This window comes from Mesorhizobium sp. M8A.F.Ca.ET.207.01.1.1 (assembly GCF_004794715.1).
Classification (GTDB): domain Bacteria; phylum Pseudomonadota; class Alphaproteobacteria; order Rhizobiales; family Rhizobiaceae; genus Mesorhizobium.
The window spans coordinates 549,260-570,151 of the sequence record NZ_SRUS01000002.1 but is presented as its reverse complement, the minus strand read 5'-3'; the positions used below and the strand labels follow the sequence as shown (position 1 = coordinate 570,151).

Here is a 20,892-nt window from a genome sequence, read left to right as displayed (position 1 = left end):
GCTCAAAAGAACGCCTGTATCCCCGTCTGCGCCCGTCCAAGGATCAGCGCATGCACGTCATGCGTGCCCTCATAGGTGTTGACGGTCTCGAGGTTCTGCGCGTGGCGCATGACGTGGTAGCCGATCTGGATGCCGTTGCCGCCATGCATGTCGCGGGCCTGGCGGGCGATATCGAGCGCCTTGCCGCAATTGTTGCGCTTGACGATCGAGATCATCTCCGGCGCCATCTTGCCCTCGTCGAGCAGCCGCCCGACGCGCAAGGATGCCTGCAGCCCAAGCGCGATCTCGGTTTGCATGTCGGCGAGCTTCTTCTGGTAAAGCTGGGTGCCGGCCAGCGGCTTGCCGAACTGCTTGCGGTCCAGGCCATACTGGCGAGCGCGATGCCAGCAATCTTCCGCCGCTCCCATCGAGCCCCAGGAAATGCCGAAGCGGGCCCGGTTGAGGCAACCGAACGGTCCGCCGAGGCCCTTGGCATTGGGCAGCAGCGCGTCCTCGCCGACCTCGACGCCTTCCATCACCACTTCGCCGGTGATCGAAGCGCGCAGCGAGAGCTTGCCGCCGATCTTGGGGGCCGAAAGCCCCTTCATGCCCTTTTCCAGCACGAAACCGCGGATCTCGTCCTTGCCGTTCTCGCCCTTCACCTTCGCCCAGACGACGAACACGTCGGCGACCGGCGCATTGGAAATCCACATCTTGGAGCCGGTCAGCTTGTAACCGTTGGCGGTCTTTTCGGCGCGGGTCTTCATGCCGCCGGGGTCGGAGCCGGCATCCGGCTCGGTCAGGCCAAAACAGCCGATCCATTCGCCACTGGCGAGCTTCGGCAGGTACTTCTTGCGCTGTTCATCCGAGCCATAGGCGTAAATTGGATACATCACCAGCGACGACTGCACCGACATCATCGAGCGGTAGCCGGAATCGACACGTTCGACTTCCCGCGCCACCAGCCCATAGGTGACATAGTTTGCGCCGAGGCCACCGAACTCCTCCGGGATGTTGATGCCGAGCAGGCCGGCCTCGCCCATCTCGCGGAAGATCGCCGTGTCGAAAGTCTCGTTGAGATACGCTTCCTCGATGCGCGGCGCGAGCTTGTCGGCGGCAAAGGCGGCAGCGCCGTCGCGCACCATACGCTCATCTTCCGAAAGCTGGCCCTCGATCAGGAACGGGTCTTCCCAGACGAATGCATTCTTGTCAGCGGCCATGGCTTTTCGATCCTTCGAAGGGTGAAGCCCGGCTTATCGGCCTGTGCCTTGAAAAAATCAAACGAAATTGCTTCACCGATCAATGAGCATTAGGAATGGATCATGAGTGTCCAGCGTCGCCTTTTGCCCAACATCAGTGCCCTCGCCGCCTTCGAGGCGGTGGCCCGGCTCGGCTCCTTCACCGCCGCTGCCCAGGAGCTGGATTTGACCCAGGGTGCGGTCAGCCGGCAGATCAGGCTGTTGGAAGATCAGTTCGGCCGCCGATTGTTCGAGCGCGACAGCCGCAACGTCCGCCTGTCCACGGCAGGCGAAATCTATGCCGAGACGGTGCGTTCCGCCCTTGGCCAATTGCGCGACGCGGCGCTCGGATTGATGAGCAATCAGCATAGCGGCATCCTGAACCTCGCCATTCTGCCGACCTTCGGCACGCGCTGGCTGATGCCGATGATCCCCGATTTCGTCGAAAGCAATCCCGACATAACCATCAACTTCGTCACCCGCGTCGGCCGCTTCGACTTCGCCAGGGAGAGGCTGGATGCGGCCATCCACTTCGGCCTGCCGGACTGGCCGGAAGCCGACTCGACGCTTCTGGTGCGCGAAACGGTGGCGCCGGTGGTGTCGCCCGAATTCCTCGCCGGCCGCGCCATCGCCACGCCGGCCGACATCGGCCGTTTGCCGCTGCTGCACATGACGACGCGCCCAGGCGCCTGGACGGAATGGTTCGAGCATCAGGGCCTGAGCGCTCCGACCGGACCCGGAATGCAGTTCGAACAGTTCGGCACCGCCGCCCAGGCCTGCATGGCGGGGCTCGGCGTGGCGCTGTTGCCGCTGCTCCTCATCGAGGGTGAATTACAGCGCGGCCAGCTTGTGCCAGCGCCCGGCCAGCCGATGCAAAGCCGCAGCGCCTATTACCTCGTCGTTCCCCACGACAAGCGCGGCTATCCACCGGTTGCCAGTTTTCGAGACTGGCTGCTGGGCCGGCTCGAGAAGGAGCCGGCTGTTCTGGCGTGGTAGCTACTTCCGCTTCAGCGCGTCCGCCAGCGCCGCGCCAAACGCACCTTGCTCTGCCGGCCGCTCCGGCTGGCGCTGCGGCGCCGGCGAGCGTGGCGCCGGCCTGCCGCCGCCATTGTCGCGCGGTCCACCCTTCGATGCGCCGCCCTCGCCGCCATCCCTGCGCATGGACAGCGCGATGCGCTTGCGCTTGATGTCGACATCGACGACGCGCACCTTGACCACGTCGCCGGCCTTGACCACCTCATGCGCGTCCTTGATGAAACGGTCGGCAAGCTGCGAGACATGCACCAGCCCATCCTGGTGGACGCCGATATCGACGAAGGCGCCAAACGCCGCCACGTTGGTCACCGTCCCTTCCAGCAGCATGCCGGGCTTCAGGTCCTTGATGTCGTCGATGCCGTCGGCGAAGGTCGCGGTCTTGAAGCCGGGGCGCGGGTCGCGGCCGGGCTTCTCCAACTCCGCCAGAATATCGCGCACCGTCGGCAGGCCGAAACGCTCGTCGACGAAGACACGGGGATCGAGCGCCTTGAGCGCCGCGCTGTCGCCCATCAGCGAACGCACGTCGCGCCCACAGGCCGCCACGATCTTCTTGGCCACGCCATAAGCTTCCGGATGCACCGACGAGGCATCGAGCGGCTCGCTGCCATTGGCAATGCGCAGGAAGCCGGCGGACTGTTCAAAGGCGCGCGGTCCAAGCCGCGCCACCTTGAGCAGTTCCTTGCGGCTGGCGAATGGTCCGGTCGCATCGCGATGTGCGACAATGGCGTCGGCGAGCGACGCGCCGAGGCCCGAGACGCGCGCCAGCAACGGCGCCGAGGCGGTGTTGAGATCAACGCCGACCGCGTTGACGGCGTCCTCCACGACAGCTTCCAGCGAGCGGCCGAGCCGGTACTGGTCGACATCATGCTGATACTGGCCGACACCGATGGATTTCGGCTCGATCTTGACCAGCTCGGCCAGCGGGTCCTGCAGGCGCCGAGCGATCGACACCGCGCCGCGCAGCGACACGTCGAGGCCGGGAAACTCGGCCGCCGCCGCCGCCGAGGCCGAGTAGACCGAGGCACCCGCCTCGCTGACGATCACCTTGAGCGGCTTCGGACCTGCCCCCGCGGGCAGGTCGGACAGCATGTCGGCCACCAGCTTTTCCGTTTCTCTGCTGCCGGTGCCGTTGCCGATCGAGATCAGTTCCACCTTGTGCTGGCGGATTAGCGCGGCAAGCTCGGCCTGCGTGCCACGCACATCGTTCCTCGGCGGGAACGGATAGACCGTTGTCGTCGCCACCAGCTTGCCGGTGCCATCCACCACCGCCACCTTGACGCCGGTGCGGATGCCGGGATCGAGCCCCATCGTCGGCCGCGAGCCGGCGGGTGCCGCCAGCAGCAGATCCTTCAGGTTGCGGGCAAAGACGTGGATCGCCTCTTCCTCGGCCCGTTCGCGCAGGTCGCGCATCAGATCGAGCGTCAGGTGCAGCGACAGTTTTATCCGCCAGGTCCAGCCGGCGACCTCCATCAGCCAGCGGTCGCCCGGCAGGCTGCCGCCGATGGCATAGGCGTTGGCGATCATCCGCTCGACCGGCTTCACCGGCGAGGTGTCATCCGCGTCGACCTCGATGTCCAGCGACAGCACTTCCTCGTTGCGGCCGCGCAGCATGGCCAGCGCGCGGTGGCTTGGCGCCGTGGACCATCGCTCGACATGGTCGAAATAGTCCGAGAATTTCGCGCCGGCTTCCTGCTTGCCATCGACCACCCTGGCCCGCAGGAAGGCGCGCTCCTTCATGTAGGTCCGCAGCTTGCCGACCAGATCGGCATTTTCCGCGAACTGCTCCGACAGGATGTCGCGCGCGCCCTCGAGCGCCGCCTTGGCGTCGGCCACCTCCTCGGTCACATACGCCAGCGCCACCTCAGCGGGCACCAGCGAGCGGTCTGCGAGGATTGCCTCCGCCAAAGGCCCCAGGCCTCGCTCGCGGGCGATCTCGGCCTTGGTGCGGCGCTTCGGCTTGTAGGGGAGATAGATGTCTTCCAGCTCCGCCTTGGTGACCGCCGCCGCGATCTTGGTTTCAAGCTCTTCGGTCAGCTTGCCCTGTTCGCGGATCGAGCCAAGGATGGTGTCGCGGCGCGCATCGAGCTCGCGCAGATAGGCGAGCCGCTCGGCAAGGTCGCGCAGCTGCGTGTCGTCCAGCCCGCCGGTCACTTCCTTGCGGTAGCGCGCCACGAACGGCACCGTCGCACCCTCATCGAGCAGTCCGATCGCTGCGGCCGCCTGTTCGGGCCGCGCCTTGATTTCGGCCGCGATGATGGCTGCGATGCGCTTGATGTCGGATGCCATGTTATTCCCACTCTTTTCGAAAAGAGCGGCGACCATAGGCGCCGACGTTCACATCGCCAACTGCTGAGCGCTTCGCCGGTGCGCGAGGTCCACAGGAAAGCATGTCTGCTATCGAACGTCAGCGTTGCCCCTCACCTGCCTGCCGGCATCCTGTCCCCGTATAGTGACGGGGAGAGGGCGCTGTCTCACTGGCTTCGCCAATCACCAACGTCGCAAGAAGTGAGCCGACATTGCTGCCAGCTCCTTCTCCCCGTCCCTATACGGGGAGAAGTGCCCGGCAGGGCGATGAGGGGCGGCGCTACCGTTTGATAAACCGGCTCACCACCCCCAACTCAAATCATCCGGCTCAGCGCCTCGAAGAACGCGACGATCTCGACATCCAGCGGATCGTCGACCGGCTCCGGCTGCGACGACATCTTGGCGATCACCACTTCGGTCCTGGGATCGACATAAAGCCACTGGCCATGGATGCCGATGCCGCAATAAGCGCCATTTTCGAAGCCGGTCTGATACCATTTGTTGCGGTAGCGGCCCTTCGGGAACAACGGCAGCATCGCACCGCGCTGCCAGGCTTCCGAGCTGCCGCCGGTGACCGTGGTGTCGCGCACCCAGGCCTCGGGCACGATGCGGCGGCCATTGGCCGTGCCGCCTTGCCGCATCATCTCCCCAATGCGCGCCAGGTCACGCGGTGTCACCGAAATGCCGCCGGCGGTGCGTGCCGTGCCTTCCATGTCGACGCCGATCGAGGCTTCGCTGACGGCGCCGAGCGGCTGCCACAGTTTCTCGCGCATCAGATCGGGGAAGCGCTGTCCCGACGCCCGCTCCAACAGCAGGCCGAGCAGGTCGGAATTGGGCGAGCGGTAGCGGAAGGTCTGGCCATGCGGCTCGGCAAGCCGCTGCAAGGTCAGGATGAATTCGCGCAGGCTTTCGGTGCCGCCGCCGGGATTCCACAGCGTGGCGCGGCGATAGCGGGCGAAGGCGCTTTCCGGATCGAGATAGGCCTCCTCGAAATCGAGGCTGACGCTCATGTCGAGCACATGCCGCGCGCTCGCATCGCCATAGGCCGAACCGGCGGCTTCGGGGATATAGTGCGTCACCGGCGCCTTGGGGTCGAACACCCCCTCGCCTTCCAGTATGCCGGCGATGATGGCGGTCACCGATTTGCTGATCGAGAAGATGATGTGGCGGGCGCCGAAATCCATATGCGGGGCGAACCAGTCGCCTATGACCTTGCCGCCTTTCATCACCGTCAGCGCGTCGGTGCTGGAGCGCAAGAGGAATGCGGCCACCGTCTCTGGCGCACCGGCAACCGAAACCTTTTCGCCGAGCAAGCCGGACAAGTCGCGCACCGGAGCTTCGACCACGCCCGGTGCCGCGGCCACACGTGCCGTCGGCACCAGTTCGCCGAGATTCTGGAATGACCAGCGGTTGAACGGGTTCTCGCGCCAGTTGCCGAGCAGCACCTCGTTGCGGCGGAAGCCGTAGCGGGTCTCGAACGCGGTCTTGCCGGTCATGGCGTTTCCTCCCAGTCTTTTCTTTCTTGAGGTTCAGGCGAGCGCCGCGGCGATGGCGTGCACGGCCTTCAGCGTCGCCACGGAATAGGCCATGTTGCTGAAATCCGGGTAGGTCGACAGCTTCACAACCACCATTCCGGTGTTCCAGTCGATGTGGATCAACTGCCCGAACACACCCCGGCACATCAGTGCCCGCGACCTGGAATTCTCGATCCAGAACTGGTTGCGGTAGCTGCCATCGGGCAGGCTGGCGGAGAAATCCGGACCATGCGTGCCAGTGCGCGTCGCCTCGATCCAGTCGGCCGGCACGATGCCGCCGCCATTGTCGAGGATCAACTGGCCAAAGCGGGCGTAGTCGCGCAGCGTCGCGTTGAAGCCGCCATCGGCCAGCGCATAGCCGGCGCTGTCGACGGTGAAGCAGGCGCTTTCGTCGGCGCCGAGCTTTTGCCAGAGTTCCTCGGAAACCAGTTGCGCCAGCCGCTTGCCGGTCACCCGTTCCATGATGAAGGCGAGCACATCCGTCTCGATCGAGCGGTATTCGAACTGAGCGCCGTGCGGGCGCACCGTCTCTTTCAAGCCCAGGATCAGCTCGAACATGTGTGAGGGCCAGCGGAAATCCGGATCGCTGCCCGGTGGCACCGGCTTCCAGCCGGTGGCGACATCGACCTGGCCGATGTCGGAGTAGCGGTCGGTGTATTCCTCGGAAAAGCGCACGCCGGTGGTCATGTCCAGCACATGCTGGACGCTGGCGCCGGCCCAGCCGGTGGCGCCAAGCTCCGGCAAATAATCGGTGACCGGCCTGGCCGGATCGATCAGGCCGCGTCCGGCCAGTATGCCGAACACCGAGCCGGTGACCGATTTGGCCATCGACTGCGACAGATGCAGCGTACGCTCGTCCATGCCATTGAAATAGCGCTCATAGGCAATCCTGCCGTGCTTGAGCACCAGGAAGCCGTCCGTATAGGTCTCGTCTAGCAAGCCGGCGAGCGTCGAAGGCCTGCCCCCGCTGTCCTCGACCGCCAACCTGTCGAGATCGACCTCGGCGCGTTCGAGACGGTGACGGTGACCAGTGCCGCGCCAGACTTCAACGGTCGGCAGAATTTCCCTGATGTGCTGGAAGGCCCAGCGGTTCCATGGCGGCCTGTCCCAGTCGAGCTTCGGCGGCACCATTGCGGGCGGCGAGCCCTGCATGATCGGCGGCCGCGGATCGCTGTTGCGATAGGAGTGCATGAAAGGCCATTCCCGGAAAGAAAAAGCCCGGCGGCATCCGCCGCCGGGTTCGTCATGCAGCGATTACTTCTGCAGTTCGGTCCAGATCTTGGTGTAGAGCTCCTGCGTCTCTGGCGCGCACATCTGCTGCAGTTCACCAAGCGGCTTGGCGTCTGCCGGGATGACGACTTCCGGAGCGTCCTTCATGTCGGCCGGCATATACTTGTCCGAACCGGTGATGGCATTGGCGTAACGGTGGAAGGCCGACAGGCCCGCCGCGTTTTCCGGATCCATGATGAAGTTCTGGAACAGCTTGGCGTTCTCGACGTTCTTGGCTTCCTTCAGGACGACGACGTTGTCGCTCCACAGGCCGTAGCCTTCCTTCGGATAGTTGAAGTGGATGGCCGGATTGGCCAGGCGCTGGCGCAGCGCCGAGCCGTTCCAGTCGCTGGTTGCCTTGAAGTCGCCGGCGCCCATCTTCTCGATGGTGTTGTATTCCATGGCGATCCAGTTCGGCTTGGCCGCCACCAGGAGATCACGCACCTTCTTCAGCACCGCCTTGTCGTTGGTGCACTGCTGGCCGCCGACATACTTGATCGCGGCGAACATCACGTCACCCATCTCCGGCACGACGTTGGTCTTGCCCTTCAGTTCGTCCGGCGTGTTGAAGATGATGCCCCAGGTGTTGGCCGGGCCCTTGTAGGCATCGGTATTGACGACGACGCCGATCGTGCCCCAGGCCCACGGAACAGTGTATTTGCGGCCGGGGTCGAAGTCGGGATTGGCCCATTCGGGCGCGATGTTCTTGGCGTTCTCCATCTGGCCCGGGTCGGTCTCCTGCACGAGGCCTTCCTTGATCCAGATCGGCACGTAGGTCTGCGAAGGCACAGCTATGTCGAAGCCGGTGCCGCCCTGGCGAACCTTGGCCAGCGCCGTGTCGTTGGAATCGTAGTCGGTGATCGTCACCTTGATGTTGTATTTGGCTTCGAACTTCTTGATCACGTCGGGGCTGGTGTAGTTGCCCCAATTGTAGATGTTGAGCACGCCATCGGCGCGGGCGAGGCCCGTCGAAGCGAGCAGCGCCAACCCCATGGCGGTCGCTGTGGTTTTCCAGTTCATCGTTCTAACTCCCATTATCGGTTTCAGTCTCGTTTCCTGCTGACGAAGAAAAACAACGTGACGATCGCGACCGAAAGCAGCAGGAAGGCGGTCGATATCGCGTTGATCTCGGGTGTGATGCCGCGGCGGATCTGGCCGAGCATGTAGGTGGGCAGCGTATCCTGGCCGCCCGATTTGACGAATTCGGTGATGACGACGTCGTCGAGCGAGATGACGAAGGCCAGCATCAGCCCGGCCAGGATACCGGGCCACAAAAGCGGCAGCGTGATGCGGCGGAAGGTCTTCCACGGCGTGGCGTAGAGATCTGCCGCGGCGCGTTCCAGCGTCAGGTCCATGTTCTCCAGCCGCGCCCGGATCGGCAGATAGGCAAAGGGAATGCAGAACGCCGTATGCGCGGCGACCAGATAGCCGATGCCGGAATAGCCGGTGAAGATCTTGATGCGCGAGAAGAAGATCAGCAGCGCCACGCCGGTGACGATCTCGGGCACCATCAGCGGCTGGTTGATCGCCGCGTATTTGAAGGTGAGACCGGGATAGGACGCCGTGCGCGTGGTGGCGAGCGCGGCCATGGTGGCGAAGATGGTCGACAGCACCGCCGCGATGGCGCCGATCTGGAACGAGCGCAGCGTCGCATCGATGACTTGCGTGTTCTGGTATGCCGACTGGAACCATTTCAGCGAAAAGCCGCCCCACTCCGAAGTCGAGCTTGCCGCATTGAAGGCATAGACCACCAGCACGAAAATCGGCAGGTAGAGCACGATGAAGCATGTCGCCGCGATGGCGGTGAAGCCCGGCTGGTGCTTGATGGAGAAGTTGCTAGCCATGCCGCACCCCTGACTTGCCGGCATTGCGCACATAGGCAAGCAGCGCCGCCATGACGATGATCATCACCGTGATCGACAGGGCCGAGCCGAGCGGCCAGTTGCGGCCCTGTCCGAACTGCAATTCAATCAGGTTGGACAGCATCATGTTCTTGCCGCCGCCGAGGACGCTCGGCGTCACATAGGCGCCGAGCGCCGGAATGAAGACCAGGATCGAGCCGGCGATGACGCCGGGTTTGACCAGCGGAAAAATGATCTTGCGCAGCACCTTGAAGCGCGTCGCGTAGAGATCGTAACCCGCCTCGACCAGCCGGAAGTCGAGCTTCTCCATGCTGGCGTAGATCGGCAGCACCATCAGCGGCAGATAGACATAGGCCATGCCGATCAGGATCGCCGTGTCGGTATAGAGGATCTGGATCGGCGCCGAGACGATGCCGAGCTTCAGAAGGATGGTGTTGACGATGCCTTCGTTGCGGATGATCTGCAGCACGGCGAAGGTCCGGATCAACAGGTTCGTCCAGAACGGGATGGTGATCAGGAACAGCCAGAGGTCGCGTGTTTTCTCACTACGCGTGGCCATGAAATAGGCGGTCGGGAAACCGAGCGCCAAGGTGGCGAGCGTCGTCACCACCGCCAGCTTGATCGAGCGCCAGAATATGGTGACATGCGCCGCCGCGAGCGACAGCGTATCGTCGAAAATATCGCGTTCCAGGAATACCGACGTCCAGGCATCGCCCGAGAACAGCCATTTCACGTCGCCATAGGCGCCGGGCGTCAGGAACGAATAGACCAGCACGATCAGCAGCGGGCCGGTGGCGGCAAACAGGATGACCAGCAGCGCCGGCGCTGACAAAAGCCAGCGGTCACGGACATCGCGCCGTTCCGCTGCCTTGGCGACTTCTTCCGCGGTCGCCATCAGTCCCTCAGCACTTGCGCGGCGTCGTTGCCGACGATGATGCCGACCTTGTCGCCGCGCTCGAAACCGCAGCCGGCGCTGCGCGTGTTCTGCTGGCGCACGGTGAAGGCCTCGCCGCTGTCGAGATGGACATGAATATGCGTGTCGGTGCCGAAATAGACGATGTTCTCGACCGTGCCCGACAGGTCGCCCTTGTCCTTGGTCAGCTTGGCATGCTCGGGCCTCACCACCACGGTGGCGTTGTCCTTCGGCTGAAAGCCTTCGGCAACGGTTGCCTCGATGGTGGTACCGGATTTGAGCGTCGCGCGCGCCTTGCCACTGCCGACGCCCGAGATGGCGGCGGTGAGGAAATTGGTTTCGCCGATGAAGTCGGCCACGAAGCGTTCCGCCGGCTTGTCGTAGATGTCCCAAGGCGAGCCGACCTGCAGGATCTTGCCCGACGACATCACCGCGATGCGGTCCGACATGGTCAACGCTTCTTCCTGGTCGTGGGTGACGAAGATGAAGGTGATGCCGGTCTCGTGCTGCAGCCGCTTCAGCTCGATCTGCATCTCCTTGCGCAGCTTGTAGTCGAGCGCCGAGAGTGGTTCGTCGAGCAACAGCACCTTCGGCTGCGGCGCCAGCGCCCGGGCCAGCGCCACGCGCTGCTGCTGGCCGCCGGAAATCTGGCCGGTGCGACGACCGGCCAGCGCTTCCATCTTGACCAGCTTCAACATCTCGGCGACGCGCGCCTTGATCTCGGCCCTCGGCTTGCCCAGCATTTCAAGGCCAAAGCCGATATTGTCGGCGACCGTCATGTGCGGGAACAGCGCGTAGGACTGGAAGACGGTGTTGACCGGCCGCTTGAAGGGCGGCAATGGCGCGATGTCCTGGCCGTAGAGCAGGATCTCGCCGGCGGTTGGAAAGTCGAAGCCGGCGATCAGCCGCAGCAAGGTGGTCTTGCCGCAGCCTGACGGCCCCAGCAGCGTGAAGAACTCGTTTTCGCGGATGGACACCGAGACCTTGTCGAGGGCAGCGACCTGCCCTTCACCCGATCCGAAAATTTTGCTGACGTTTACTACTTCAATCGCATTCCGATCCGGTTTGTCCGGCACGATTACGCCTCACTGTTGACCCCGCTCTTGCTGGCGGAGTTTGTCCCCTGTTGGATGTGACCACATGGCCGGTAGGTTGGCAAGCCCGGCATTGAATCACAGTTCAGTCAGTCATTCGACAGCAAGCCTCATGCCATTGTCAGGCCTGATAGGTGATCTTGCCGCCGCAGATCGTCGTCACCGGCCGCAGCTTGTGCAGATCGGCCGGCGCCGTCTTCTCGATATCGGCCGACAGCACCACCAGATCCGCCATGTAGCCTGATTTCAGCATGCCCTTGCGGTGCTCGGCGAATTCCGCGTAGGCGCCCTCGACCGTGTAGGCGGCGATCGATTCATGCAGCGAGAAGCTCTGGTCCGGGTCGCTTTCTGCCCACGGTTTGCGCAGCACTGCCGCCTTGATGCCCAGGATCGGATCGATCGGCGATACCGGCCAGTCCGACGCGAACACGACATGGGCGCCGGCATCCTTCAACGTCCGCCAGGCATAGCTGAGCGGCCAGCGGGCCGGCCCGATGCGCGACACTGTCGGCTCCAGCGGAAAATCCATGGCGCCGGGCGGATGCGGCGGCTGCATGGAAGCGATGACGCCGAGTTCGGCAAAACGTGGTACGTCCGCGGCGGTGGTAACCTCGATATGTTCGACGCGATGCCGGCTGTCACGCTTGCCATTGGCCTTCTGCGCCGCCTCGTAGCCGTCGAGCACGGCGCGCACCGCGCCGTCACCGATCGAGTGCACCGCGATCTGCAGCCCGCGCCTGTCGATGGCGACTGCCAGATCGATGAACTGCTGCGGCGTGAACAATGGCTCGCCGACCCAGTCGGGCCGATCGGCATAAGGCTCGATCATGACCGCCGTCCAGGAATCGAGCACTCCGTCGTAGAACACCTTGACCATGCCCGATGACAGCCACTCGCTGTCGTAGCGTTCGGCCATGACGGAGGCCTTGCCGAGCATGTCGAGCGTCATGAAATTCTTGTAGTGGAAAGGCATCCGCACGCGGCATGGCAGGCCTTCCTCGGCCTCGATCTCGGCCAGCAGTTCGAGCTGGTAGAGGTTGCCGTCCATGTTCTGGATCGAGGTGATGCCGTGGCGCGCGCACCAGGCAAGCCCGCGCCGCATGATGTCGCGGTCGAAAGCCCGTTCTTCCGCCGACGGCATCGGGTCGGGCTCGCCGCCAGTCGCCAGGCCCAGCCGCACGCGGCCTTCGCCGGCAAGGTCGAGAACCGGGCCGAAGGCCTCGCCTTCGCGCAATTCGCCCGCTGCCAGGCCATCGTCGCCCATGACGATCTCATTGCCCGGCCCAAGCGTGCGCCCATTGAGGATGCCGGCCAGTTCAAGCGCCTTGGTGTTGGCCCACATCGTATGGTGGTCGGGGGCGGCCATGACGAAAGGCCGGTCCGGCAGGATCGCATCGAGATGGTGACGCGTCACCCGCTCGTCGTCGAGCACGGTGTAGTCGACGCTCTGGCCAACCAGCATCCGCGCGTCGGGGTGCGTCGCTGCATAGTCGCGGATCGCCTTCTGCAGCGCCTCGAACCCATGCACGCCAGCCAGTTGCAGATGGGCGAGCTCGGCGGCGCCGGAAAACAGATGCATGTGGGCTTCGATGAAGCCGGGCAGGACTGATCCGCCAAGCGCATCGATGACCTTGGTAGCCGGTCCCTTGAACTCTTCGATAGAGGTGCTGCTGCCGATGGCGATGATGGCGCCGTCCTTGACGGCAACGGCTTCGGCGGCGGGATTGTCATTGTCCATGGTCAGCACACGACCGTTGAGGACAATCAGATCCGCACTATGACCCGCACCCGTGACCGACATCGCGACTCCGCGCTTTTGACGACTGACTGAGACCGGCAAAGCTCGTGCCCAACGACCCGCCACACCACGGAGCGTGGGCTATCGGACAACGAATGATGCCGGCGCGCTGTCTTCGAGATTCCCCTTGTTATCCCGAGAGACAGTGTGGATAAAAGAATGCGACTGATTATTCGCGTTTGTCAACATGCCGGATTTAGAATGTATTGTGGACAGCACGCTCCGCCTGTGTTGGGACCAGGCGGGGAACGAGGGCATCAAGCAGTGAAGCGCAGTCTCGACCGCAAAACCAGGATAGCGCTTGAACCGCGCAAGCAGCCGCGGCAACAACGGTCCAGCAAGGTGGTCGACAGGATTCTCGACGCCGCGCTGATCCTGACGCGGGAGCAAGGAACCAAGACGCCGACGACGCTCGCCATCGCGCAGCGCGCCGGCCTGTCGGTCGGTTCGGTCTACCAGTACTTTCCCAACAAGGAAGCCATTCTTCTGGACCTCGCCAGGCGCTGGCTGTCATCCTTTCCCGAAGTGATCGCGCGGCGCATCAAGGTCGCCCCGCCGACCAACCGGGAAGAGTTTCGGCGTGAAGTGCGCAAGCTCTTCATCGACACCTCGAAGCTCTACCTCGAAAACGCCACCCTGATGCCGGTGATCGAGGCCATTTCGGGCAATGCCGACCTGCGGCCGATCCAGAACGAATATGACGACCAGATCATCGCCCTCTACGCCGCATGGCTGCGGCATGTGAACCCGGCCCTTGAAGGCAAGATCGCCAGCCGGCTCGGCGTTGTGATGATGGAGGTCGGGCATGCCTGCCGGCTCGTGGGGCTGAAGAAGGACCGCAGGACATTCGACCTCATCGAGGACGATGTGGAAGTCATGTGGCTCGCCTTGGTGACCCCCTATCTCAATCTTGATTAATTTCGCATTTCGAGAGGAACCTTATGAAGACTGTCTATTCGCCGCTTCACGCCGGCCATGCCGGCCAGATGGAACTGGTTACCTCAGCCATCGTGCCCGGCTTCGAAAAGCCCTCGCGGGCGGAGTTCATCAAGGCGCGGGTCGAAAGCGAGAAGCTCGGCGCGATCATCGCACCGGTCGAGCACGACCTTGCCGCGGCCAAGCGCGTCCACAGGTCAGACTATATCGACTTCCTGCCGACCGTCTGGCCGCAATGGATCGCCGAGGGCCACACGGGTACGGCGATGCCCTTCACCTGGCCGACGCGCGGCCTGCGTGGCGACGTGCCGCCCAAGCGCATCGACGCCCTGCTCGGCTATTATTCCTTCGACGGCGGCGCCACCTTCGTCGAGGGCACCTGGGCCGCGATCAAATCATCCTATGACGTGGCGCGGACCGCCGCCGGCCTGGTCAAGGACGGCGAGAGAGCGGCCTTTGCGCTCTGCCGACCGCCCGGCCACCATGCCGGGGCCGGCTTCATGGGCGGCTACTGCTACATCAACAACGCGGCGGTCGCCGCGCAATGGTTCCGCGACCAGGGCGCCAAACGCGTCTCGATCCTCGACGTCGACTATCACCACGGCAACGGGACGCAGGAGATCTTCTATGACCGCGCCGACGTGCAGGTGATCAACCTGCACGGCGATCCGATGGTCGAGTACCCGTTCTTCCTCGGCCATGCCGACGAGCGTGGCGCCGGCGCAGGCGAAGGCTTCAATATCAACTATCCCATGCCGTTCGGCACCGGCTGGGACGCCTGGAACGTCTCACTGGAAGACGCCTGCGCCAGGCTCGCCGCCTACGCGCCCGACATCGTCGTCGTCTCGCTCGGCGTCGACACTTTCGAGAAGGACCCGATCAGCCAGTTCAAGCTGAAGACATCAGACTATCCCAAGATCGGCCGGCGCATCGCCAAGCTCGGCCTGCCGACGCTGTTCGTCCAGGAAGGCGGCTATGCCGTCGAGGAGATCGGCATCAATGCCGTCGGCGTGCTGACCGGCTTCGAGGACCGGTAGATCGTCGTCCAGGGAACGCAGCCGGCTGCGCGGAAGACGGACAAAGGAAGGGTGGCGTCAGCCGCCCTTTTTTGCATCCACCGGCACCCCATGAGGCCATCGCAAACGCCATGGCCGGCCCGTGCGGCTCGACGTTCCCGCCATGGAAAGGCACGGAAACCGGCCGCTGAGTCGCAGGCAGAGTCCCCCAGATTCGATTTTGTCAAATCGCGTTTGATGTCAGATTCATCTGCGGGTAGATTAGACCCGAATCAGCCGGTCCTCGGGGGGCGCGGCGACCACCCAAAGTCTCACGTTCCGGATTTTTCCGGCGCCAGACGCGGACGTCTTCGCGTTCCCTGAATGGATTCCGTCTGGTTGGGCGCGGCCCCGCGCCTCGTGTGTGTCTCGTAAAAGTAACGCGTTTTCGAGTTCGGCGGCTGGCTCTCCAGCAACCGGACATCAGAACCGATTCCGGCCAAAAGCAGCAGATGAGCAGTCCCGCCGCGCCTCTTCAATCCGACACATTAGGCTCGCGCCTGACGTCGCGCGGTGATCTCACCAGCTTCTTCATGGAACTGACCGCCGAGATCGGCGCCGACAGCTACATGCTGGTCGCCATCGTCCATGACCAGGACCGCAACGATGCGCGTATCGTCTCCTCGAACTGGATCTTCGACGTCATCGAGCTGATCGGCAAGCGGCTGATCGCCGGCCTTGCCCAGGGACCGCTCACCGCGGCACCCGGTATCCGTCCGACACCGCTGGTGGCGGCCCAGGCGCCGGAGGCCGACGGGCTGGTCTCGGGCGAAGAAGCCCGGCTCCTCGACGTGCTCGGCCATGCCGAGATCTATTCACTGCGGCTGAATGTCGGCCGTCAGCGCCTGTTCGCCTTGTTCTCGGCGGCGGCCGCCGGCCGGATCGACCAGCCGGCGCTGATGAGGGCGCAGCTGAAATGCTGCTACGCGCTCTCGCATATTCCGCAGTTGATCGCCGCCGCCGCCATGCAGGATCCGCTGTCGGACCGCGAGCGCGAATGCCTGTTCTGGGTTTCGGAAGGCAAGACCACCGACGAGGTGGCGGTCATCCTTGGCGTCTCCTCCAACACTGTCAACAGCTACATCACCCACGCCATCCAGAAATTCGCGGCCAGCAACCGTGCGATGGCCATCGCCACGGCGATCAGGAGTGGCATCATTTGAAACACGCCGACATCAAGGACACCGCGGAAGCCCTTTTCAACGAGCAGCGCAGCCCTTTCGGCGCCTTTTCGCTTGGCTCCGAAACGCATCACGCCGTCACCATTCCCGATGCGGTGCGCCGCTGCCGCTGGATATCAGTCGACATCAACGCCTCGGCCTTCGGCCTGTTCTTCGTCAGCCCGTCGCCCGAGCGCGCCCGGCTGGTCCCGTGCTTTGATTCCGATTATCCCGGCACCGCGGTGGCGACGAAGTTCATTTCGGGCGCCAATGGCGAGGAGATCGTGCGCCATAGCCGGATTTCGACCGAGCCGCGCTGGTGGACGGATGATGGCGTGGCGGCCATGGCCGGCATGTTCGGCAGTCTCGCCTGGACCGGACAGATGGCGCCGCTGACACCCGGATCGAGCGGCATTGCCTTTCCCGTCCATGCCGATCGCGGCCAATGCGGGCTCGTCGTCTTCCTGGGATCGGAGATCGCGCTGCCGCAGGATGCGCTCTACGAAATCCACGCTCGCTGCTTCTCGCTGTTCGCCGCCGTCGCGCGCATGCGTCCGGGCGATGCCGGCAGAATGCGCTCGATCTCCAAGCGCGAGCTCGAATGCCTGAAGCTGACCGCCAACGGCAACACCAGCGAGGAGATCGCGCGGCTGCTGAAACTATCGGTGCATACCGCCAACCAATACCTCACCCAGTCGACCCAGAAGCTCAATGCCGTCAACCGCAACCAGGCGGTCGCCAAGGCGCTGCGGCTGGGGCTTATCGAGTAAGAGCTTCGACCTTGCGGATGCGGGCCTGTTCAATCACAGCCTCCAGCAGCGCCGTATTATGCTGGGGGTCTTCGCCCGGTTTTTCAAACGACACGTAGTTGACCACGACCGTGTTGCCGGTCTCGCTCAGCGTCAGCTGGAAATAGACGGTCACGCCGGGTGGCCTGAGCTCCAGGTCGAGCACGATGCGCGGGCTGCCGCTCCAGTCGACATGCGCTTCGCCGCCATGGCCGAGCCTCAGCGTACCCGGCATGAAGAACAGCTCCGCCGCTGAATCGACCAGATCCGACAGGCAGGCGAAATGCTCCAGCCGGATGAAGGCGATATAGTCGGCGACGTCGATCAGTCTGAGTTCCACCACCACCTGTTCGATGGCGCTGGCGACGATGATCTCGCGGGATTTTGCGTGCGGTTGGCGGTTCATGAAATCTGTCTGCGCTCAGCCTTTTTCGAGTAGACGATCCGCACCAGTTCGGCGACGGCCTGGTAGAATTGCGACGGGATCACATTATCGACCGAAACTTGCTTGTACATGGAGCGGGCGAGCGCCACGTCCTCGAAGATCGGGATGTTATGTTCCTTGGCGATTTCGCGAATTTTGAGCGCCACGAGATCCTGCCCCTTCGCCACCACCAGCGGCGCCGAATCCTCGTCGCGCACATATTTCAGCGCGATCGAGAAGTGGGTCGGGTTGGCGATGACAAGCGTCGCGCGCGGCACTGCCGTCATCATCCGCTTGCGCGCCCGGTCGCGGGCCAATGAACGCAGCCGCGACTTGACGATCGGGTCGCCCTCTGACTGCTTGAACTCGTCCTTGACCTCCTGCTTGCTCATGCGCAGGTCCTGCCTCCAGTGGAAGCGCGACCAGACGATGTCGACCGCCGCGATCAGTCCCATGACGAAGACGATCGCCACCAGTATGTCGACGGAGATGCCGCGGATGACGAGGCCGAAAGCGACCGGATTGGTGATCATCCCGGCAAGCAGCTTGCGGTGGTCCTCCGACAGCGTGAAGGCGAGCACGGCGATGGCAAAACCGACTTTTGCAAGGGACTTCAGGAATTCGACCCAGCCCTGGGCGCCGAACATCCGGTTCCAGCCCTTGACGATCGAGATGCGTGACATCTGCGGCCTGATCCGCTCGCCGACGAATTGCGGCATGTTCTGCAGCACCGAGGCGCCGATCCCGGCAACGGTCAGCAGCACCAGCAGGCTAAGCACGGCGCGGCCGACTTCCAGCATCACGATCTTGTAGAGGTCGATGACATCGGTCTCGGTGTCCATCGGCCAGGCCTCGGGCTTCTCGAGAAACATCGACAGGAACATGCCGAGCTCGACGATGGCGTCCTTGGCATAGAAGACGGTAAACACCAGTATGGCGACAAAGGAGGCCAGGATCGCGGTTTCCCTCGAATGGGGCAACTTGCCCTGTTCGATGGTGTCGCGGATCTTCTTTTCCGTCGCCTCTTCGGTTTTCGAATCCTTGTCGACGGCGTCGGACATGCCTTAGGCGGCGTTCTGCGTCGAGGGAAGTTCGAATGCGCCTTCGCGCGACAGCCGGATGGTGGTGGTCACGATCGTCTTGCGTGCCGCCATGATGTCGGCGGCGGGGACACCCTCCGACCCTTGCCCGAGTTCGGCCTCGATCATCCGCCGGGAGCGGGCGCCGATCGCCGACAGCACCGCTTCGGCCAGTGCCGCCGACGTGCCGCGCAGCGCCAGCGTGACAAGCTCGGTCGACAGCCCGTCGAACAAAAGCACGCGCGCCTTCTGGGTGAGCAGCGGCAGGTCGTCGAAAGCGAACAGCCGGGCCCGAACACCGTCGAGGTCGGGCGTGCCGGCGGCTTCGAGATCCTGCATGACCTCGTCGAGCAGGGGCTTTTCCAACTCGTTGAGCACGCTGGCGACGCGCGCCTGCCCGGCCGACGTGTCCTTGGTCGAGGTGTCCGACAGCACGCTGGCGCGCAGCCTGTTCTCGACGATCCTGGTGGCGGCGGCCGGAACGTTGGCCATCGTCACCATGCGCTTGATGATTTCGCCACGCATTGGCTTCGTCAGCGTCAAAAGCACGCTTGCCGCCGCCTGCGGCGCCAGTTTCGACAGCACCATGGCCGCCGTCTGCGGATGTTCGCCCGCGAGGAAGGCGCCGAGCCGCGCGGGTTCGAGCTTTTCGAGATCGGGCCAGATCGGCGGCGGCCCTTCGGGCGCAGCCTCCGGTTTCTTGTTGCCCATGATGGCGCTCATCTCTTCGGGCGAGAGCGACTCGTTGAGGATGGTGTCCATCCTGTCGGCGGAATCGAGCAGGCCCGCGCCTTCGGTGAATTCGGCCTCGAATTCGGCGACGATACGCTCGAGATCGCTCTGTGGAATGGTCCTGAGCAGCCGGGCGCCCTCGATCAGCGCCTTCAGCTCTTCCTGCTTGAAGAATTTCAGCAGGCGGCTGGCGGACGGTTTGCCCATCGCCACCAGTATGGCGGCCGCCTTCTGTGCGCGTGTCAGGGTCGTCAGCGGCGTTGTCATGCCTTTCGCCTCCGCTGCCATCGGCAAGCCCCGCCAGCCATGTCTAGGCGCCCTTCGTGCCGGCGATGATTTCGGTCAGCCTGATGCCGAAGCGCGAAGGGTCGCTTTCGAGCACGGTGATCTCGCCGCGCGCTATCTTGCGGCCATTCACCACGACATCGACCGGTTCGCCGATGCGGCGGTTGAGCGCGACCGTCGAACCCTTCTGCAGCGCCATCAGATCGGCAACCGCCATCTCGGTGCTGCCAAGGATGATCTGGACATCGACGGGGATATTCATGATGACGCTTGAATTGGCCGATGCCGCGGCCCTGGCCGCCATCTCGGGGCGCTGCTCTTCCTCATGCAGGACCCCGCGCAATTCCTCGATGGCGCGATCGAGCTGCTCGTCCGGCTGATCGAGCTCTGGTTCTACCTTGGTCTTGGCCATGCGTCGTCTCCAAAAGCTCAGGCGCGCCCGGCACCGGCCGGCATGAGCCCATCGATGAAGTCCTGCCCGGCATCGAAAGGATGCCTGATTCGGACGGTGTAATTCTGCCCCAGTTTGCCGAACTCGCATACGAACAGCGTCTGGCCGCGCGCGCCGAGGCGAGCCCGTGATTGCGCCGTCTCATCGAAATCGATGACCTGGCCCACTTCGAGATTGGCGAGGTCCCCAAGCGTCAGCTGCGTCAGCGGCATGGTGGCTTCGAGCGCCACGGTCGAGCGCATCACCTCTTCCGAAAAGCGAGCCCGCCAGCTGGTGCCGTGATCGTCCTCGCTGGCGCCGGCCGTACCATCGCGGCCGGCCAGCACGATACGCTGCGGCATCATCACCGTGATCGAGCCGCTGTCGACCGGCGTCGAGATGCCGAGGACGATGCGGATCGCGGCGCCGTCGCGCAACACGTGCCGCCTGGCCTCGAGGCCCGACATTGCGCGCGGCGCGGGCAGCCGCAGTTCGAGCGAGCGCTGCCCCGATCCGTTCAGCGCCTGCGCAACCTCCTGGAACACCATGGACGAGACATCGGCCTCGATCTGCGACAGGTCGCGCTCGATCGGCGACACCGGCATGTCCGGGTCGCCGCCGAACAGCGTCGAGACGATGATCGCGATCGCGGCAGCGTCGATGACGAGGGTCATCGCATCGGAGGATGCCGGTGAGCCGACAACGGTCATGGCGAACGTCTCGCCGGCGCGCGAACGCGCCTCGGGGACACGACTGATTTCCACGGTCCTGAGGTCGACGCTCACGGGAGTTCCAAGCTCGCTCGAGAGCGCCTTCTGCAGCAGCGGTATGGCCCGTTCGGCCATGGCGCGGCCGGCGTCGATGACCTGGTCGGCCTCGCCGCTGTCGCCGACCAGGCGCTCGATGATCAGCGAACGCGCTTGCGAGGGGCTGCCCGGACTCGTCATGACAGTTTTGGCACCGGTCTGTCGCGCAT

At 64.0% G+C, this 20,892-nt stretch carries 19 protein-coding genes; 5 read left to right on the top strand and 14 right to left on the bottom strand.

Going from position 1 to position 20,892, the window contains the following annotated elements:
* Positions 1-2 precede the first annotated feature (2 nt).
* Positions 3-1,199, bottom strand: a complete 1,197-nt coding sequence (locus EN850_RS07610) for an acyl-CoA dehydrogenase (protein ID WP_127279617.1) — start codon at positions 1,197-1,199, stop codon at positions 3-5.
* A 102-nt stretch (positions 1,200-1,301) separates the two neighbouring features.
* Between EN850_RS07610 and EN850_RS07605 the strand changes: the two genes are divergently transcribed.
* Entirely contained in the window at positions 1,302-2,213 is a 912-nt protein-coding gene (locus tag EN850_RS07605) for a LysR family transcriptional regulator (RefSeq protein WP_135929269.1), read from the top strand.
* Here the strand turns inward: EN850_RS07605 and EN850_RS07600 are convergent, their stop codons facing one another.
* From EN850_RS07600 to EN850_RS07560, 8 genes are all read right to left on the bottom strand, one after another.
* The gene (locus EN850_RS07600) at positions 2,214-4,538 is read right to left on the bottom strand and encodes a Tex family protein (protein ID WP_136090930.1); all 2,325 of its coding nucleotides are present in this window, start codon (positions 4,536-4,538) and stop codon (positions 2,214-2,216) included.
* Positions 4,539-4,870: 332 nt separating this feature from the next.
* The gene (locus EN850_RS07590) at positions 4,871-6,052 is read right to left on the bottom strand and encodes a serine hydrolase (RefSeq protein WP_136090929.1); all 1,182 of its coding nucleotides are present in this window, start codon (positions 6,050-6,052) and stop codon (positions 4,871-4,873) included.
* Positions 6,053-6,085: 33 nt separating this feature from the next.
* Positions 6,086-7,282, bottom strand: coding sequence for a serine hydrolase (locus EN850_RS07585; protein ID WP_136090928.1), 1,197 nt, complete (start codon positions 7,280-7,282; stop codon positions 6,086-6,088).
* A 63-nt stretch (positions 7,283-7,345) separates the two neighbouring features.
* Positions 7,346-8,380, bottom strand: a complete 1,035-nt coding sequence (locus EN850_RS07580; RefSeq protein WP_135865539.1) for an extracellular solute-binding protein — start codon at positions 8,378-8,380, stop codon at positions 7,346-7,348.
* A 23-nt stretch (positions 8,381-8,403) separates the two neighbouring features.
* Entirely contained in the window at positions 8,404-9,204 is an 801-nt protein-coding gene (locus tag EN850_RS07575) for an ABC transporter permease (RefSeq protein WP_127275698.1), read from the bottom strand.
* Complete coding sequence (locus EN850_RS07570; RefSeq protein WP_127869861.1) at positions 9,197-10,117, bottom strand: ABC transporter permease; 921 nt, start codon at positions 10,115-10,117, stop codon at positions 9,197-9,199. Before EN850_RS07570 ends, EN850_RS07575 begins: the two co-directional genes overlap by 8 nt.
* Positions 10,117-11,211 carry an ABC transporter ATP-binding protein gene (locus EN850_RS07565; protein ID WP_127869862.1) on the bottom strand — a complete coding sequence of 365 codons (1,095 nt, stop codon included), beginning with the start codon at positions 11,209-11,211 and terminating at the stop codon, positions 10,117-10,119. The genes EN850_RS07570 and EN850_RS07565 overlap by 1 nt, the downstream gene beginning before the upstream one ends.
* Before the next feature lie 139 nt (positions 11,212-11,350).
* On the bottom strand, positions 11,351-13,030 hold the full coding sequence (locus EN850_RS07560) for an amidohydrolase (protein WP_127275701.1): 1,680 nt from the start codon (positions 13,028-13,030) through the stop codon (positions 11,351-11,353).
* A gap of 261 nt (positions 13,031-13,291) precedes the next feature.
* On the opposite strand from EN850_RS07560, the gene EN850_RS07555 reads away from it, so the two are divergent.
* From EN850_RS07555 to EN850_RS07540, 4 genes are all read left to right on the top strand, one after another.
* The gene (locus EN850_RS07555) at positions 13,292-13,945 is read left to right on the top strand and encodes a TetR/AcrR family transcriptional regulator (protein ID WP_136090927.1); all 654 of its coding nucleotides are present in this window, start codon (positions 13,292-13,294) and stop codon (positions 13,943-13,945) included.
* A gap of 23 nt (positions 13,946-13,968) precedes the next feature.
* Positions 13,969-15,000, top strand: coding sequence for a histone deacetylase family protein (locus tag EN850_RS07550; RefSeq protein ID WP_127869865.1), 1,032 nt, complete (start codon positions 13,969-13,971; stop codon positions 14,998-15,000).
* A 470-nt stretch (positions 15,001-15,470) separates the two neighbouring features.
* Positions 15,471-16,181, top strand: a complete 711-nt coding sequence (locus EN850_RS07545; protein ID WP_135865545.1) for a helix-turn-helix transcriptional regulator — start codon at positions 15,471-15,473, stop codon at positions 16,179-16,181.
* Complete coding sequence (locus EN850_RS07540) at positions 16,178-16,948, top strand: helix-turn-helix transcriptional regulator (RefSeq protein WP_135865547.1); 771 nt, start codon at positions 16,178-16,180, stop codon at positions 16,946-16,948. The genes EN850_RS07545 and EN850_RS07540 overlap by 4 nt, the downstream gene beginning before the upstream one ends.
* Here EN850_RS07540 and EN850_RS07535 read toward each other — a convergent pair.
* Genes EN850_RS07535 through EN850_RS07515 form a run of 5 tightly spaced genes read right to left on the bottom strand, consistent with a single transcriptional unit; the run spans position 16,938 to position 20,863 of the window.
* On the bottom strand, positions 16,938-17,372 hold the full coding sequence (locus tag EN850_RS07535; protein WP_127275706.1) for a hypothetical protein: 435 nt from the start codon (positions 17,370-17,372) through the stop codon (positions 16,938-16,940). The two genes, EN850_RS07540 and EN850_RS07535, sit on opposite strands and share 11 nt — an antisense overlap.
* Positions 17,369-18,451: a flagellar biosynthesis protein FlhB gene (gene flhB / locus EN850_RS07530; protein WP_136090926.1), complete on the bottom strand. Its 1,083-nt coding sequence runs from the start codon at positions 18,449-18,451 to the stop codon at positions 17,369-17,371. The genes EN850_RS07535 and flhB overlap by 4 nt, the downstream gene beginning before the upstream one ends.
* 3 nt (positions 18,452-18,454) lie before the next feature.
* Complete coding sequence (locus tag EN850_RS07525; protein WP_127275708.1) at positions 18,455-19,468, bottom strand: flagellar motor switch protein FliG; 1,014 nt, start codon at positions 19,466-19,468, stop codon at positions 18,455-18,457.
* Between the two features lie 43 nt (positions 19,469-19,511).
* On the bottom strand, positions 19,512-19,898 hold the full coding sequence (gene fliN / locus EN850_RS07520; protein ID WP_127275709.1) for a flagellar motor switch protein FliN: 387 nt from the start codon (positions 19,896-19,898) through the stop codon (positions 19,512-19,514).
* Between the two features lie 17 nt (positions 19,899-19,915).
* Positions 19,916-20,863 carry a FliM/FliN family flagellar motor switch protein gene (locus EN850_RS07515; protein ID WP_136090925.1) on the bottom strand — a complete coding sequence of 316 codons (948 nt, stop codon included), beginning with the start codon at positions 20,861-20,863 and terminating at the stop codon, positions 19,916-19,918.
* Positions 20,864-20,892: the final 29 nt, after the last annotated feature.

Coding starts and splice junctions, on each gene's coding strand:
- EN850_RS07570 (WP_127869861.1), bottom strand. CDS start 10,117: ATGGCGACCGCGGAAGAAGTCGCCAAGGCAGCGGAACGGCGCGATGTC.
- EN850_RS07610 (WP_127279617.1), bottom strand. CDS start 1,199: ATGGCCGCTGACAAGAATGCATTCGTCTGGGAAGACCCGTTCCTGATC.
- EN850_RS07585 (WP_136090928.1), bottom strand. CDS start 7,282: ATGCACTCCTATCGCAACAGCGATCCGCGGCCGCCGATCATGCAGGGC.
- flhB (WP_136090926.1), bottom strand. CDS start 18,451: ATGTCCGACGCCGTCGACAAGGATTCGAAAACCGAAGAGGCGACGGAA.
- EN850_RS07535 (WP_127275706.1), bottom strand. CDS start 17,372: ATGAACCGCCAACCGCACGCAAAATCCCGCGAGATCATCGTCGCCAGC.
- EN850_RS07560 (WP_127275701.1), bottom strand. CDS start 13,030: ATGTCGGTCACGGGTGCGGGTCATAGTGCGGATCTGATTGTCCTCAAC.
- EN850_RS07590 (WP_136090929.1), bottom strand. CDS start 6,052: ATGACCGGCAAGACCGCGTTCGAGACCCGCTACGGCTTCCGCCGCAAC.
- EN850_RS07575 (WP_127275698.1), bottom strand. CDS start 9,204: ATGGCTAGCAACTTCTCCATCAAGCACCAGCCGGGCTTCACCGCCATC.
- EN850_RS07515 (WP_136090925.1), bottom strand. CDS start 20,863: ATGACGAGTCCGGGCAGCCCCTCGCAAGCGCGTTCGCTGATCATCGAG.
- EN850_RS07580 (WP_135865539.1), bottom strand. CDS start 8,380: ATGAACTGGAAAACCACAGCGACCGCCATGGGGTTGGCGCTGCTCGCT.
- EN850_RS07525 (WP_127275708.1), bottom strand. CDS start 19,468: ATGACAACGCCGCTGACGACCCTGACACGCGCACAGAAGGCGGCCGCC.
- fliN (WP_127275709.1), bottom strand. CDS start 19,898: ATGGCCAAGACCAAGGTAGAACCAGAGCTCGATCAGCCGGACGAGCAG.
- EN850_RS07545 (WP_135865545.1), top strand. CDS start 15,471: ATGAGCAGTCCCGCCGCGCCTCTTCAATCCGACACATTAGGCTCGCGC.
- EN850_RS07550 (WP_127869865.1), top strand. CDS start 13,969: ATGAAGACTGTCTATTCGCCGCTTCACGCCGGCCATGCCGGCCAGATG.
- EN850_RS07600 (WP_136090930.1), bottom strand. CDS start 4,538: ATGGCATCCGACATCAAGCGCATCGCAGCCATCATCGCGGCCGAAATC.
- EN850_RS07605 (WP_135929269.1), top strand. CDS start 1,302: ATGAGTGTCCAGCGTCGCCTTTTGCCCAACATCAGTGCCCTCGCCGCC.